This is a genomic window from Fructobacillus parabroussonetiae (genome assembly GCF_018437265.1).
Lineage (GTDB): Bacteria > Bacillota > Bacilli > Lactobacillales > Lactobacillaceae > Fructobacillus > Fructobacillus parabroussonetiae.
Window position 1 is genome coordinate 33,143 of sequence record NZ_JAAMFL010000001.1, and the last position, 14,261, is coordinate 47,403.

The 14,261-nt window shown below is 46.4% G+C and carries 14 protein-coding genes; all 14 read left to right on the forward strand.

What is annotated here, in order from left to right:
• Positions 1 to 28: 28 nt before the first annotated feature.
• The 14 genes from G6R30_RS00185 to G6R30_RS00250 all read left to right on the forward strand — a co-directional run bounded on the left by G6R30_RS00185 (position 29) and on the right by G6R30_RS00250 (position 14,251).
• The gene (locus G6R30_RS00185) at positions 29 to 1,249 is read left to right on the forward strand and encodes a phosphoglycerate kinase (RefSeq protein WP_213820307.1); all 1,221 of its coding nucleotides are present in this window, start codon (positions 29 to 31) and stop codon (positions 1,247 to 1,249) included.
• A gap of 133 nt (positions 1,250 to 1,382) precedes the next feature.
• The gene (gene helD, locus G6R30_RS00190) at positions 1,383 to 3,761 is read left to right on the forward strand and encodes an RNA polymerase recycling motor HelD (RefSeq protein ID WP_213820309.1); all 2,379 of its coding nucleotides are present in this window, start codon (positions 1,383 to 1,385) and stop codon (positions 3,759 to 3,761) included.
• Positions 3,751 to 4,461: a nucleoside/nucleotide kinase family protein gene (locus G6R30_RS00195; RefSeq protein WP_213820311.1), complete on the forward strand. Its 711-nt coding sequence runs from the start codon at positions 3,751 to 3,753 to the stop codon at positions 4,459 to 4,461. The genes helD and G6R30_RS00195 overlap by 11 nt, the downstream gene beginning before the upstream one ends.
• 90 nt (positions 4,462 to 4,551) lie before the next feature.
• Positions 4,552 to 6,057 (forward strand): MDR family MFS transporter, encoded by a 1,506-nt coding sequence (locus tag G6R30_RS00200; protein WP_213820314.1) that lies wholly within the window; start codon positions 4,552 to 4,554, stop codon positions 6,055 to 6,057.
• Between the two features lies 1 nt (position 6,058).
• Positions 6,059 to 6,727 carry a DUF4811 domain-containing protein gene (locus G6R30_RS00205; RefSeq protein WP_213820316.1) on the forward strand — a complete coding sequence of 223 codons (669 nt, stop codon included), beginning with the start codon at positions 6,059 to 6,061 and terminating at the stop codon, positions 6,725 to 6,727.
• 205 nt (positions 6,728 to 6,932) lie between these two features.
• Positions 6,933 to 7,133 (forward strand): cold-shock protein, encoded by a 201-nt coding sequence (locus G6R30_RS00210; protein ID WP_213793171.1) that lies wholly within the window; start codon positions 6,933 to 6,935, stop codon positions 7,131 to 7,133.
• Positions 7,134 to 7,260: 127 nt separating this feature from the next.
• On the forward strand, positions 7,261 to 7,971 hold the full coding sequence (gpmA, locus tag G6R30_RS00215) for a 2,3-diphosphoglycerate-dependent phosphoglycerate mutase (protein ID WP_213820318.1): 711 nt from the start codon (positions 7,261 to 7,263) through the stop codon (positions 7,969 to 7,971).
• 72 nt (positions 7,972 to 8,043) lie between these two features.
• Complete coding sequence (locus G6R30_RS00220) at positions 8,044 to 9,345, forward strand: uracil-xanthine permease family protein (RefSeq protein ID WP_213820320.1); 1,302 nt, start codon at positions 8,044 to 8,046, stop codon at positions 9,343 to 9,345.
• A gap of 330 nt (positions 9,346 to 9,675) precedes the next feature.
• Entirely contained in the window at positions 9,676 to 10,392 is a 717-nt protein-coding gene (gene atpB / locus G6R30_RS00225) for a F0F1 ATP synthase subunit A (protein WP_213820321.1), read from the forward strand.
• 88 nt (positions 10,393 to 10,480) lie between these two features.
• The gene (gene atpE / locus G6R30_RS00230; protein ID WP_213808963.1) at positions 10,481 to 10,708 is read left to right on the forward strand and encodes an ATP synthase F0 subunit C; all 228 of its coding nucleotides are present in this window, start codon (positions 10,481 to 10,483) and stop codon (positions 10,706 to 10,708) included.
• A 25-nt stretch (positions 10,709 to 10,733) separates the two neighbouring features.
• Complete coding sequence (gene atpF / locus G6R30_RS00235; RefSeq protein WP_213820323.1) at positions 10,734 to 11,240, forward strand: F0F1 ATP synthase subunit B; 507 nt, start codon at positions 10,734 to 10,736, stop codon at positions 11,238 to 11,240.
• A 9-nt stretch (positions 11,241 to 11,249) separates the two neighbouring features.
• Positions 11,250 to 11,792 carry an ATP synthase F1 subunit delta gene (gene atpH / locus G6R30_RS00240; RefSeq protein ID WP_213820325.1) on the forward strand — a complete coding sequence of 181 codons (543 nt, stop codon included), beginning with the start codon at positions 11,250 to 11,252 and terminating at the stop codon, positions 11,790 to 11,792.
• Positions 11,793 to 11,804: 12 nt separating this feature from the next.
• Complete coding sequence (atpA, locus tag G6R30_RS00245; protein ID WP_213820327.1) at positions 11,805 to 13,322, forward strand: F0F1 ATP synthase subunit alpha; 1,518 nt, start codon at positions 11,805 to 11,807, stop codon at positions 13,320 to 13,322.
• Between the two features lie 11 nt (positions 13,323 to 13,333).
• The gene (locus G6R30_RS00250) at positions 13,334 to 14,251 is read left to right on the forward strand and encodes a F0F1 ATP synthase subunit gamma (RefSeq protein WP_213820329.1); all 918 of its coding nucleotides are present in this window, start codon (positions 13,334 to 13,336) and stop codon (positions 14,249 to 14,251) included.
• Positions 14,252 to 14,261 lie beyond the last annotated feature (10 nt).

Here is a 14,261-nt window from a genome sequence, read left to right on the forward strand (position 1 = left end):
AAATAAAGTAATCATTTGGGAGGCAAATATGGCAAAATTAACTGTTCAAAATTTGAAGAATTTGGCCGGTAAGAAAGTACTGATGCGAGTGGACTTTAACGTCCCAATTAAGGATGGCGTTATTGGAAACGATAACCGTATCGTGGCTGCTTTGCCAACCATCAAGCACGTATTGAAGGAAAACGGTCGTGCCGTTTTGTTCTCACACTTGGGTCGTATCAAGAAGGAAGAGGACAAGAAGGAATTGTCATTGGCACCTGTTGCCAAGCGTTTGGGCGAATTGCTTGGACAAGAAGTCATCTTCGTTCCTGAAACTCGTGGCGCTAAGTTGGAAGCCGCTATCAACGACTTGCAAGATGGTCAAGTATTGATGGTTGAAAACACTCGTTTTGAAGACGTGAAGAACGGCGAAGTCGTTAAGTTGGAATCTGGTAACGATCCTGAATTGGGTAAGTACTGGGCTTCACTTGGTGATGACCTCTTCATTAACGATGCCTTTGGAACGGCCCACCGTTCACACGCTTCAAACGTTGGAATCGCTTCAAACGTTGACCAAGCGGCAGCCGGTTACTTGATGGAGAAGGAAATCAAGTTCTTGGGTGATGCGGTTGATACGCCAAAGCGTCCATTTGTTGCCATCATTGGTGGTGCCAAGGTTTCTGACAAGATCGAAGTTGTCCAGTCTTTGTTGAAGAAGGCGGACAAGGTAATCGTTGGTGGTGGAATGGCTTACACATTCGACGCTGCAAAGGGAAACAAGATCGGAAACTCCTTGTTTGAAGAAGACAAGGTACAGACGGCCAAGGATTTGATGGCAGAAGCTGGCGACAAGTTGGTTTTGCCTGTCGATTCAGTTGCAGCCGATGCCTTTTCAAACGATGCCAAGACAGAAGTTGTTGATGCTGAAGCTGGCATTCCTGATGGCTACATGGGCTTGGACATTGGTCCAAAGTCTGTTAAGTTGTTCCAAGATGTTTTGAACGATGCCAAGACGGTTGTTTGGAACGGTCCAATGGGTGTCTTCGAAATGGAAAACTTTGCCAAGGGAACTTTGGCTATTGGTGAAGAACTCGTTAAGGTAACGGAAAAGGGTGGTACAACCATCGTTGGTGGTGGTGATTCAACTGCCGCTGTTCAAGCCTTGGGTGTTGCGGACAAGTTGTCGCACATCTCAACGGGTGGTGGTGCATCACTTGAATACCTTGAAGGTAAGGAATTACCTGGTATCGCTTCATTGACGAACAAGTAATCACAAATTTTAAAAGTCGACTTCGGTCGACTTTTTTCTATTTAAAGAGGGTTATTTTGCAAAAGTCGGGTGGTATCTTTCTAAATTGGATAGGCGTATAATGGATACAACGTAAATGAAGAAGGGGTGTACTGTGGTAAACGAGCAAAAAGTCCGCGAACAAGAATACCTAGATCAAACGCTGAAGCAAATTGACTTGGCCCAATTGGAGGCACAGGAAGAAATTAAAAAGTCCAAGGGCTCGCTCTCGGATGTTGCTTCTGGTTGGGACGATGTCCGTGTTAAGACATCGACCTACTCGGGTATTGTCGAAACCGCTATGTCAATCCGACAGCAGCAACAGGCGATTGCCGAACGACAGTCAGCCAAGTCCCGAGCTGAGGACCGTTACCAAACGCTGGCCAAGCAAAAGCAAAAGCCTTATTTTGCCCGCATCGACTTTTTAGATGATGCAGAAGAAAACCGTGAAAAAGAAACGGTTTACATTGGCTTGGCCTCCTTTGCCGACGATGATGGTCGCTTCTGGGTTTATGACTGGCGAACGCCCGTTGCTTCAATCTATTACGATGGTGGCCTTGGCCGTGTGGACTACATGACACCGGCTGGAAAGCAACAGGCGGATGTGACGCTGAAACGGCAGTTCGAAATTGAAAAGGGCGTTATTGTGACGCTTTTTGATACTGAGGAAGCCATTGGTGATGCGATGTTGCTCAATGCGCTTTCGGGCGAATCGACGACGAAAATGAAGTCGATTGTGACGACCATCCAAAAGGAACAGAATAAGATCATTCGTAACACGGATGCTGACTTACTCTTTGTTCAGGGAGCAGCGGGATCTGGTAAAACGGCAGCCATCATGCAACGTGTGGCGTATTTGCTTTACCGTTACCGCGGAAAGTTGAGCTCTGGCCAGGTCGTCATGTTTTCACCGAACCAGTTGTTCAATGACTATGTCGACCAAGTCTTACCAGAACTTGGCGAGCAAAATCTGGTTCAGTTGACCTTCTACCAATACGCTTCCCACCGTCTACCACGCTTTGAGGTGCAGACGTTAGAGGACCGCTTTGAGCATAATAATCAAAATGAAAAAATTGAACGATTGCTGGGATCTTTGGACATGTTCAAAGCCGTTCAGGCCTATGCGGAAGATCTCAACCAGACGGGATTAAAGGTGCGTAATCTCAACTTCCGCGGCAATGTGTTGCTTTCGAAGGAAAAAATTCAGTCGGTTTACTACCAATATAATGAAAACTACAAGCTTTCTCAGCGTTTGGAAGCCACGCAGGAGAGCCTGATTCGTTCGCTTCGCTCACAGGTTGGTGTCCAGATGAAACAAGACTGGGTCGAAATGGCGATTGAAAATCTGTCAAAGCAAGAATATGACGAAATGGTCGGTGCTGGGCAGGTCCGCCTGGGGGATGACCAGGTCAACGATGCTGGTGACATGACCCGTTTGCACCAGTTAGGTGAGGGGCCAAAGGAACGGACTTTTGCATCCGACAAGCAGGAGCGAAACTTCCTGGCGAAAAAGATTGTCACGCAAGCCCTCCGCCCATTGGCAAAGCGTGTTCGCCGTGCGGGCTTCATCAACATCAACGCCCAATTTGTCGACCTTTTGCGGAACTTACCAAATTACTTGAATTTGGCGGATTATCAAATTAGCGAGACGGAGTGGTCGGACTATGTGGCCGATTTCTTGGCGAACTTGAAGGAAAAGAAGCTCTCCTTGCCGGCAACAACCATCTACCTCTATTTGTACGATTTAATTACTGGAAAACACGGTCAGCGTGAGATCCGCTATCTTTTCATTGATGAAATTCAGGATTACACGCCTTTCCAGTTGGCCTTCTTGAAGTTCTCATTCCCAAATGCAAAGTTTACTGTTCTTGGTGACTTGAACCAGGCCATCTTTACACAAGATTGGGCCAACACGTTGGAAAACGATTTTGCGTCGCTTTTTGAAGCGGACAAAGTCGACTTTGTCGAATTAACGCAAACCTACCGGTCAACCAAGCAGATCACCGATTTTTCGAAGGGCTTGTTGACAGACGGTAAGACCATCGAAGCCTTCAACCGTTCGGGTGATTTACCCGTCATGAAGTTAGCCAAAAATGATGATCAAGCGGTGCAAGACGTTAAGGCTCAGTTAATCCAAAACGCGCAAGATGGTGAACAGACAGCCATTATTACCCAAACGCTTGCGGAAGCAACCCGTCTAGCCAAGCAATTGGAAGACGAAAAGATCACCCTGATTCGATCAGAAAACCAGCGTTTGGCGCCGGGGGCCGTGATCTTGCCTTCTTATTTGGCAAAGGGATTGGAATTCGACGCCGTCATTGTTTGGAAGGCGGATGCGGCACACTATCAGCATGATGATGTTCGTCGCTTGCTCTACACGGTAACCTCTCGTGCGATGCACCGCCTGACCTTGATTGGGGCCGGCCAGTTATCACCAATGATTGCCGCCCTACCAAAAAACCTTTATCAATTGGAGGACAGTCATGCTAACTGAACTTCTTGAAACGATTAAAAAAGCCCAGACTGGGGCTTTTTTTACCGTCGGATTAACGGGGTCGGTTGCCGTTGGTAAATCAACGATGGCCGAGCGCCTCCAGAGTGGTCTGGAAAAGGCGGGCTACCGCGTGGCGGTTTTATCGACGGACGCCTTTTTAAAAAGTAATGACAACTTGCACCAAGCCGGTATTTTTGATGAAAAAGGTTTTCCAAAAAGCTATGATCTAAAAGCCCTGGCTGATTTTATAAGGGGCTTTCGAGCGGGGGAAACGTCCCAGGTTACCCGGGTTTATTCACAGACCTTGGCCGACCTTGTTCCTGGAGAAAGTCGGCTGATTGAGCGACCGGATATTTTGATTCTTGAAGGGGTTGTCGCGCTCCAATTACCGAGTGAACTCCTGGATTGCACACTCTTTATTGAAGCCGAGATGGAAGATGTCAAAGATTGGTATTTGGCCCGTAATTTATTGGCAACGGTCAAGTCGATTGACAGGCCGGACTCCTGGCGTTCCCAGTATGCGCATCTACCGCTGGCCGACTTTTACCAGTTGGCGATGGCCGTTTGGGAAAAGACCAACCAAAAAAACTACGACGACTATATCGTCAAAACAAAAGAAGCGGCGGATTGGTTGCTGAGCTTTGATCACTACCACCAACTCGTGGCGGTTCATCAAGGTCCTCGACAGCTGAAAGGCTAAACTTTGTGCACTTTTTCGACTAGTTGACTTTGTGTTTTTTTAGAAGTAACATACTTATCTGGATTATTTCTTGATAAATTGGAGGAAGAAATGGCAAATTCAAATGAACAAGTCACCGGGAAACCGATGAACAAAATTGCCATGATGGCCTTGCTGATGATTGGTTCTTTCGTGATCATCTTGATGCAGACCTCATTGGGAACTGCGCTGCCTGCTTTGATGACAGCATTTAACGTCGACTCTGCAACCGTTCAGTGGTTGACGACCATCTTTTTGATGGTTAACGGAATTATGGTGCCGGTTTCGGCTTTCATGACGACACGAATTCCAACCAAGTATCTTTACTTAACGGCTTTGGCAATCTACATTGCCGGAACGTTCATGGCTTGGACTGCACCAACGTCAGCCTTCTGGGTCATGATGTTGGCCCGTGCCTTTCAAGCAATGGCGGCTGGAATCGTGATGCCGCTGATGCAGGTGGTGGCCTTGACGCTCTTTTCTGAAAATTCTCGTGGAAAGGCCATGGGATCAATCGGATTGGTTATCGGAATGGCCCCAGCCATTGGCCCAACGCTTTCTGGTTGGATCTTGGATAGCAAGCACGACTTTCTCGGGATGACCTGGGGTGGTGACTGGCGTTCAATCTTCGGATTAGTTTTGCCTTTGGCCATTATCGTCTTCATTCTTTCAATCTTCTACTTTAAGAACGTATTGGAAACCAAGAAGGTGACATTAGACGTTCGTTCATTGATCGAATCGACCGTTGGTTTTGGTTTCTTACTCTTTGGTTTTGCCATGGTTTCAAACCACGGTTGGGGCTCCTTCACCTACGTGATTGCCCCAATCATCGTTGGAATTTTGGTCACGGCCGAATTCACGCGCCATCAGTTGCACATGGAAAAGCCTTTCCTTGATGTCAAAGTCTTGATGAACAAGCAGTTCGCCTTGACGACGACCATGGTTTCCTTGACTTTCATCGCCATGCTTGGTGTTGAAATGGTTTTGCCAACTTACATGCAGACGGTCCGCGGATTGTCAGCATTGGATTCCGGCTTGACGCTGTTGCCTGGTGCTTTGATGATGGGCTTGATTTCACCGATTGCTGGTTCCTTCTATGATAAGTACGGTGCGAAGCGCTTAGCCATCTTCGGCTTTGCCTTGGTTACGATGGCAACCCTTCCTTACTACTATTTGACTGCGGAAACGCCAACGATTTACATCACAGCGCTTTACATGGTTCGAATGGCCGGAATTGCCTTTACGATGATGCCATTGACTTCATCAGCGATGGGCGCTTTGCCAAAGGAAGACAACGCACAGGGAACGGCTGTTAACAACACGGCTCGTCAAATTGCGGCGTCACTTGGTACTGCTGTTTTGGCTTCGGTTATGCAATCCGTTGCAAACGACAACATGCCAGCCGATTCATTAAAGGCAGCCGATCCATTGGCTTATGGTTCAAAGGCACTGACGGCAACGTTGGATGGCTTCCATACCTCATTCTTCGTGGCGGCATGTTTCGCCATGGCTGCCTTTGTACTCGCGTTCTTCTTACATCGTGGTAAGGTGAACCAACCGGAAGGAAAGGAGAATTAACATGATTATCATTCTATTAATTTTGTTTGTTATTCTGGCCTTTCTGTCGATTATGTTAATCAAAGAAACCAAGGTTCGCTGGGTAGCAACGATTGCTTCCTTTATCGCAGTGGCCCTTTGCCTTGTCTTCATTACAGGAAATGCCCATGATCACTGGGGCATGAAGGTTAAGACCGTCACTAAGAAGGCCCAGATTTATTCAGCCCAAGATCAAAACACCTATGGTGTTTTGGCCTACCAACCGGTTGGAACATCTGGTAAGGAAAAAGCCTTTGTTTACAAAGCCACGGCTGCTGCAAAAGACGCCACGGTTGCCAAGCCTGATTTGAAGACAACGACGGCAATTCAAGACATTGATGGTAATCAAGCTTTCCAAGTCACGACGACAAAAGAATACGTATACGACAATGGTTTCTACCAATTCCTCTTTGGATGGGCTGGAAACAATCACGACGTTAAGTCAAAGTTGGTTACCTACCAGGTACCAGCAACTTGGATTGCTTTGTCAACACAAGACGGCGCTAAGTTGAAAGCGATTTTGGCACAAAAGATGGGCGACGCTGACTTTATTTCTTGGATTCAAGAAAATAAGCAAACGGCGGCAGATGACCCTGACCAAGCGGCTAAGGACGCGGTTTCTTATTATAAGAACGTCTTGGCCAACAGCTAAAGTTATTTGACATTTCATTCGTTTTTGTAATGTTTGAAATCTTTTACCTGCTCCTTCGTTGTAAAGTTTGAATGAGTGTGCTACACTTAGTGTGTAATTAAGTTTGAATTTTGATTTTGATTTGTTTTTTTCGGAAGGCGTCATACCAAAAGCATCATATTTATTTACATGACACAGATGGGATGATCCCAAAGGAGAAACAATCATGGAAAAAGGCACTGTAAAGTGGTTTAACGGCGAAAAGGGCTACGGCTTCATTACTCGCGAAAACGGTGAAGATGTGTTCGCACACTTCTCAGCTATCCAAGGCGAAGGCTTCAAGACTTTGGAAGATGGCCAAAACGTAACGTTTGATGTTGAAAACTCAGACCGCGGTTTGCAAGCTGTAAACATCGTTAAAGACTAATTTCGACAATTAGTTTTAAAAGCTCGGACATTTGTCCGGGCTTTTTCTTTTGTTGAAACGATGCAAAGAACGCCTGGAATGTTGTATAATAAACAAGAATTATTCAAGCAAACAAAGGAGCTAGAACATGGCAAAATTAGTTTTGATCCGTCACGGACAAAGTGAATGGAACGCATTGAACTTGTTTAACGGTTGGGTGGACACAAAGTTGTCTGAACAAGGAATTGAACAAGCCAAGCACGCGGGTGAATTGTTGAAGCAAGAAGGGATTGCTTTTGACCAGGCTTACACGTCAGTCTTGACTCGTGCCATCACGACTTTGCACTACGCTTTGGAAGAAGCTGGTCAGCTTTATGTACCAGAAGAAAAGTCATGGCGTTTGAACGAACGTCACTACGGTGCATTGCAGGGCCAAAACAAGGCCGACGCTGCCAAGAAGTGGGGCGACGAACAGGTCCACATCTGGCGTCGTTCTTACGATGTTTTGCCTCCATTGCTTGATAACTATGAAGAGACTGTTGAAGTACAGGGTAAGACTTACCCTGCTTTTGATGCTCGTTACGCTGATGTTCCTTACGGTGAATTGCCATTGGGTGAAAACTTGAAGGTAACCTTGGAACGCGTTTTGCCATTCTTCGAAGCAAAGATTAAGAAGGACTTGGAAGCTGGCAAGGACGTTGTCATCGCTGCTCACGGTAACTCACTCCGTGCTTTGGTTAAGCACTTGGAAAACATTTCAGACGATGATATTTTGAACGTTGAAATTGCTAACGGACAACCAATTGTTTATGACTTGAACGCTGATTTGTCAATTAACGACAAGAAGACGTTGAAGTAATTGATAAAAGCCTGCTAAAACGACATGTTTTGGTGGGCTTTTTCTGCAGGTAAAAAAGGAGCTGTGAAGGCAATGACAGAAAAACAAAACCAAGAAAGCGTGCGCTATCAATTATATGAACGGCCGCCTTTTGCTACCTTGCTGGGGCTTTCTTTGCAACATCTCTTTTCGATGTTTGGCGCCACCATTCTCGTTCCCTTACTTGCCGGGTTGAGCCCGAGCGTTGCCCTTTTCTCTTCGGGAATCGGGACGTTAATCCACCTCCTGGTCACAAGGGGACGCGTGCCGGCATACATGGGCTCGTCTTTTGCCTTTATCATTCCAATGGCCTCTTTGTTGAAGACATTTGGTTATCCAGCCGTCGGTCAAGGGGTGGTTGCCGTTGGGCTCTGCTACCTTGTGATTGCGCTTTTGGTTGCCAAAGTCGGGACTGATTGGATGGATAAAATTTTTCCACCAGAGGTGGTTGGCCCCGTGATTATGGTAATTGGCCTTTCTTTGGCTCAAACAGCCGCTCAATCCGGGACTGAAATCAACGGTCATTACGATTGGCGAGCTTTCCTGGTTGCTGGCCTGACACTTTTGGTTATGATCTTAAGCAACCAATTCTTAAAGGGCTTCCTTGGGATGATTCCGGTTCTGATTGGGATTGCCTTCGGCTATTTGCTGGCGATGCTGTTAGGCCTTGTTGATTTATCCGGGGTACAATCAGCGGCCTGGTTCTCTTTGCCGAAGTTTGACTTTCTCTTTATGAATAAGGGGCATTTTGATAGCGCTTTTTATCCTTTGGCAATGTTGACGATGGTGCCTCTCGTCTTGGTCACCTTATCCGAGCATTTAGGCCACTTACTCGTGTTAAAAAAGATAACGGGACACGACTTTTTTAAAGACCCGGGTCTAAATAAAACCTTAGCAGGGGACGGGCTGGCTTCTGTTTTTGCTGGTCTAATTGGAGGACCAGCGGTCACTTCATATGGTGAAAACATTGGGGTTATGCAGCTGTCAAAGGTTTATTCGGTTTGGGTGATCGCTGGTGCAGCGGTTTTGGCTGCTTTCTTTGCCTTTATTGGAAAGTTGACGGCGATTATTCAATCCGTACCTGCTGCTGTAACGGGTGGTGTTGGCCTGATGCTGTATGGGGTCATTGCCGCCGCGGGTCTTCAAGTCTTGGTTGATCACCGAGTTGACTACAGCGAAAAACGAAACTTGCTCATTGCTGGGCCGATTCTTGTGATTGGGATTGGTAATTTTCACTGGGCCCTCACTTCTCAAATTGATTTTTCCGGTGTTGCCCTGGCGACGGTTCTTGGGGTGTGCTTAAACGTTCTCTTGCCAAAGGCGGAAAAGGGGAAGGATAGTCGATTGCGGGACTAACATATGATTTTTTCGTCATGATTTGGTTATCATTTCACAAAAAGCGAAAAAATCCGCTGTTGACTACGAGAAATTTGTAAAATATAAATCCCGTGTTTTTTAATAAAATTGTTATTAAAGGCTGAGTAATGCCCTTTTAGCGCATTTCTACAACAGAATTTATTTTTTGTCCCATAAAAAAGATGGACTGGACCATTTCAATAATTTGTTGTGAAATAAGCACAAAATCACTTGTATTTAGAAAACAGTGGGCGTATTATTGGGGGTATATTTTGAGGTAGAAGATGATGTCTTGCGTCAAAATAGAAACAAGCAGAAAGGAGAAAACCGATGGATGAACCGACATCAACCTTTTCTTTCCTTGGGCTGACTTTCACCTGGACAACAGTGCTATCAACCTTATTAGCGATGACCGTTGTTGTCTTGATGGCAGTCTTTTTAACAAGGAAAGTAGCCATCCGGCCGAGTCGTGGTCAAAACGTCATTGAATACGTTTTGGACTTTGTTAAGGGAATTCTGGGCGACCAGTTGCCGAATAATCTGGCTCGTCAGTTTGGCCTTTATAGCTTCACCTTGTTCTTGTTCTTACTCGTTTCAAACGAAATGGGTCTGTTACTCCAAGTGAAGAATGCCTCTGACGTCACTTTGATTAAATCGCCAACGGCCGATCCTTTAATTGCCTTTAGTTTGGCAATCATGTCCTTAACCTTAGCGCACGCAACCGGAATTAAAACACTGGGTATGGGTGGCTATCTGAAGAACATGTTCTTAAAGCCATACGCCGCTTTGTTCCCATTAAACGTTGTGGAACAAGTGACCAACTTCTTAACATTGGCCTTGCGATTGTTTGGAAACATTTTCGCTGGTGAATTGATGTTAAACTTGCTGGCAAGTATGGCCTTTTCGCTACATGGATTTGGCTGGATTGCGGCTTTGCCGCTTGAGATGGCCTGGCAGGCCTTCTCATTATTGATCGGTGGTATCCAGGCCTACGTCTTCGTCATGTTGACGGCCGTCTTTACGGCGCAACTGTCTGGCGAAGAGTAGGAGCTGACTGCTGATCTTGCAGACGCGGGGGACCGTTATCATCCAATAGTAAAGAAGAAAGCTCTTTCGTATTTAAAGGAGAAAGCAAATGGATTTACAGAACTTAGGTGTTATCGCAGCTGGAATCGCCTTCGCCGGAGCCGCCATTGGTGGTGGTATCGGTGTTGGTGTGATGTTCTCACAGTTTTTGGCTGGAATGTCTCGTCAACCTGAATTGGCGGGAAAGCTTTTGTCACGTGCCTTCCTTGGATTGGCCTTGGCCGAAGCCTTGCCAATCATCGTTGTTGGTATGGCCTTTACTTTGATCAACAAGTAAGAGGACCCTTTAGAGGAGATAGAAGATGGCGCAAACAATCATTATGACAAAGGCAATGCCACTTGGTGATATGGTCTTTATTATCGTCGCCTTCCTCCTGCTGATGGCTATTCTAAAGAAGGTGGCCTACGGACCTTTGACAAAGGTCTTAGACCAGCGAGCAGATAAGATTAACAAGGATTTGGATGAGGCTTTGCAAAAGAGCCAAGAAGCTGCATCCTTAGTTGACCAGCGAGTTAAGGAATTAGCAGAGTCGAAAGACCAAGCGAGTCAACTGATTGCCACGGCAAAAAAGTCTGCCAAGGAACAATCAGAATCCATGATTCAAGCAGCCAACACACAGGTAACTGGTATGCGCCAGTCAGCTGAAGAAGATGCTGCGCAGATGAAGGATGACGCGATGAACACGGCTAAAAAAGACGTGGCGGACTTGTCCGTACAAATCGCTTCCAAGTTAATTCAAAAGGAATTATCTGCGGATGACCAGCGGGCCCTAATCGATGCCTATTTGGCAGAGTTAGGACAGCAGTAAGGAGGACCGATGGCTAATAAGAAGGAAAAAGTGATCAATCAGTACGCTGAGGCACTCTTGGCATACGGTGATGATCAAGATTCTTTTGACAGCCTTCTGGCTGACTTGAAAACCGTTTCGGACGTGGTCGCAAATGAGCCAAAACTAACGGCTTTGCTATCCGCCCAAACGATTTCAGAAGAAGACCAAGTCTCCTTATTGGACACATTGACAAAGGGTGCCAACCAGGCAGTGGCCAACTTAACGAAAATTTTGTTGAGTCACCACCACTTCGCACTTTTGGGCGCGGTTGCTGATCGATTTTTTGACCTTTATCAACAACGTCAAGGCATTCAAACCGTGACGATTACCTCTGCGGTAGCCGTTGATGATGATCAAAAAGAACGGTTGGTGCAAGCCTTCCAAAAGCAAAGTGGCGCTAAAAAAGTCGAAGCAAGCTACCGGGTTGATCCCGACTTGTTGGCTGGTGTGTCCATGCAATCCAAGTCAATCTTAATTGACGGATCGCTGAAGACAAAGATTGCCAAATTACAGGCAGAGTTACTAGGTTAGTGAGGAAAAGACATGGCGATTCAAGCTGAAGAAATTTCTGCTTTAATTAAGCAGCAGCTCGAAAAGTTTGACACAAAGCTGACTGTAGAAGAAATTGGAACCGTTACCTACATCGGTGATGGGGTTGCTCGTGCAACCGGATTGGCAAATGCCCTTTCCGGCGAATTGGTTACCTTCAACAACGGTGCATACGGAATGGTCCAAAACCTGGAAGAATCCGAAGTTGGAATCATTATCTTAGGTTCCTCAGAAGGAATTCGTGAAGGGGATACAGTAAAGCGAACTGGTCACGTGATGGAAGTGCCAGTTGGTGACGAATTGATCGGGCGTGTCGTCAACGCTTTGGGACAACCCATTGATGGATTAGGCGACTTAAATACAACAAAGACACGACCTGTCGAAGCCAAGGCACCAGGTGTCATGGCTCGTAAGTCAGTGTCTGAACCAGTGCAAACTGGTATCAAAGCTATTGATGCCCTTGTTCCAATCGGTCGTGGTCAGCGTGAGTTGATCATTGGTGACCGTAAGACTGGTAAGACATCAATTGCCATTGACACAATTTTGAACCAAAAGGATCAAGACATGATCGTCATTTACGTGGCGGTTGGTCAAAAAGATTCAACGGTTCGTGAACAAGTTGAAACTTTGAAGCGCTTAGGCGCAATGGATTACACCATTGTCGTAAACGCAGGACCAGCTGAAGCAGCTGCCTTGCTTTACTTGGCACCATATGCTGGTGCTGCAATGGGTGAGGAGTTCATGTACAGCGGCAAGCACGTCTTGATTGTCTTTGATGATTTGTCAAAGCAAGCAACGGCATACCGTGAGATATCCTTGATTCTCCGTCGTCCGCCTGGTCGTGAAGCCTATCCTGGTGATGTCTTCTACTTGCACTCACGTTTGCTTGAACGTGCAGCCAAGTTGTCAGACGAATTAGGTGGTGGATCAATGACGGCTTTGCCAATTATTGAAACGCAGGCCGGCGATGTTTCCGCTTATATTCCTACCAACGTGATCTCAATCACCGATGGACAGATTTTCTTGGATGCTGATCAGTTCTACGCTGGTGTTCGTCCAGCCATCGATGCCGGAACTTCTGTTTCCCGTGTTGGTGGTGATGCCCAAATCAAGGCCATGAAGAAAGTTTCTGGAACTCTGCGTCTGGATCTGGCTTCATACCGTGAATTGGAATCATTTGCTCAGTTCGGTTCTGACTTGGATGCCTCCACGCAGGCGAAGTTGAACCGTGGTAAGCGAACGGTGGAAGTTTTGAAGCAACCATTGCACAAGCCAATGGCTGTTCAACACCAAGTCTTTGTTCTCTATGCCTTGACGCATGGATACTTGGATGACGTGGCAGTTGACGATATCCAACACTTCCAAGATGAATTCATTGCTTATTTGAACGCCAGCCAAAAGGCTTTGTTAGACGAAATCGTTTCAACGAAGCAATTGCCTGATACGGATAAGATGGATGCAGCAGTGAAGGCCTTTAAGGATAGTTACACCGGTTCTTCTGCTGACCAATAAAAGGAGGCAAAATGGCTTCTTTACAAGACATTAAGCGGCGTATTGCCTCGACCAAAAAGACCCGTCAGATCACCTCTGCCATGCAAATGGTATCGACGGCCAAGTTGAGTCAAATTCAACGTTCCACGACTGGTTATCATGAGTATGCCTACCGTTTGAAGGCGGTGGTATCCCACTTGATTGAAGCCCATGTCTTGGATAACGTCGATTCCTCACACTTACCAATGGTGGCCAAGCGGCCAATCAAGAAGACTGGTTTGCTTTTGGTTACTTCTGATCGTGGTTTGGTCGGCTCATATAACGCCAACATCATCAAGAAGACAAACGCCTTGATGAAAGAACAGAACTTAACACCAGACAACACCGTAATCTTGGCAATCGGTGGAAACGGCGCCGACTTTTATAAAAAGCGTGGCTTTACCGTTGCCTTGGATCACCGCGGAATTTCCGACGTTCCAACCTTTAACGAGGTACGTCAGGTTTTGAAAACGGTGATTTCCCTTTATGAATCTGAAGCTTTTGATTCACTTCACTTGGTTTATAACCACTTTGTTAACCGCTTGCAGGCTGACCAACGCAATGTTCAGTTGCTGCCATTAACAAAAGAAGTTGTTGAAGAAGCCAAGGAGCAAGAGGGCGAGGACGGACGTGAACAGTCATTCCAGACGATGTCCGCCTACGATGCCGAACCCGATACGACGGCTGTTTTGAATGTGGTTTTGCCACAATACATCCAGTCGCTGGTCTTTGAAGCACTGCTCGACGCCAAAACGGCTGAGCACGCTGCCTCATCGACGGCTATGTCTTCTGCGACCGATTCTGCTGATGATTTGATCTCAACACTTGGTTTGCAGTATAACCGGGCACGACAGTCACAGATTACGACCGAAATCACCGAAATTACCGGTGGTATGGTTGCCTTGGAATAATGAAATGAAG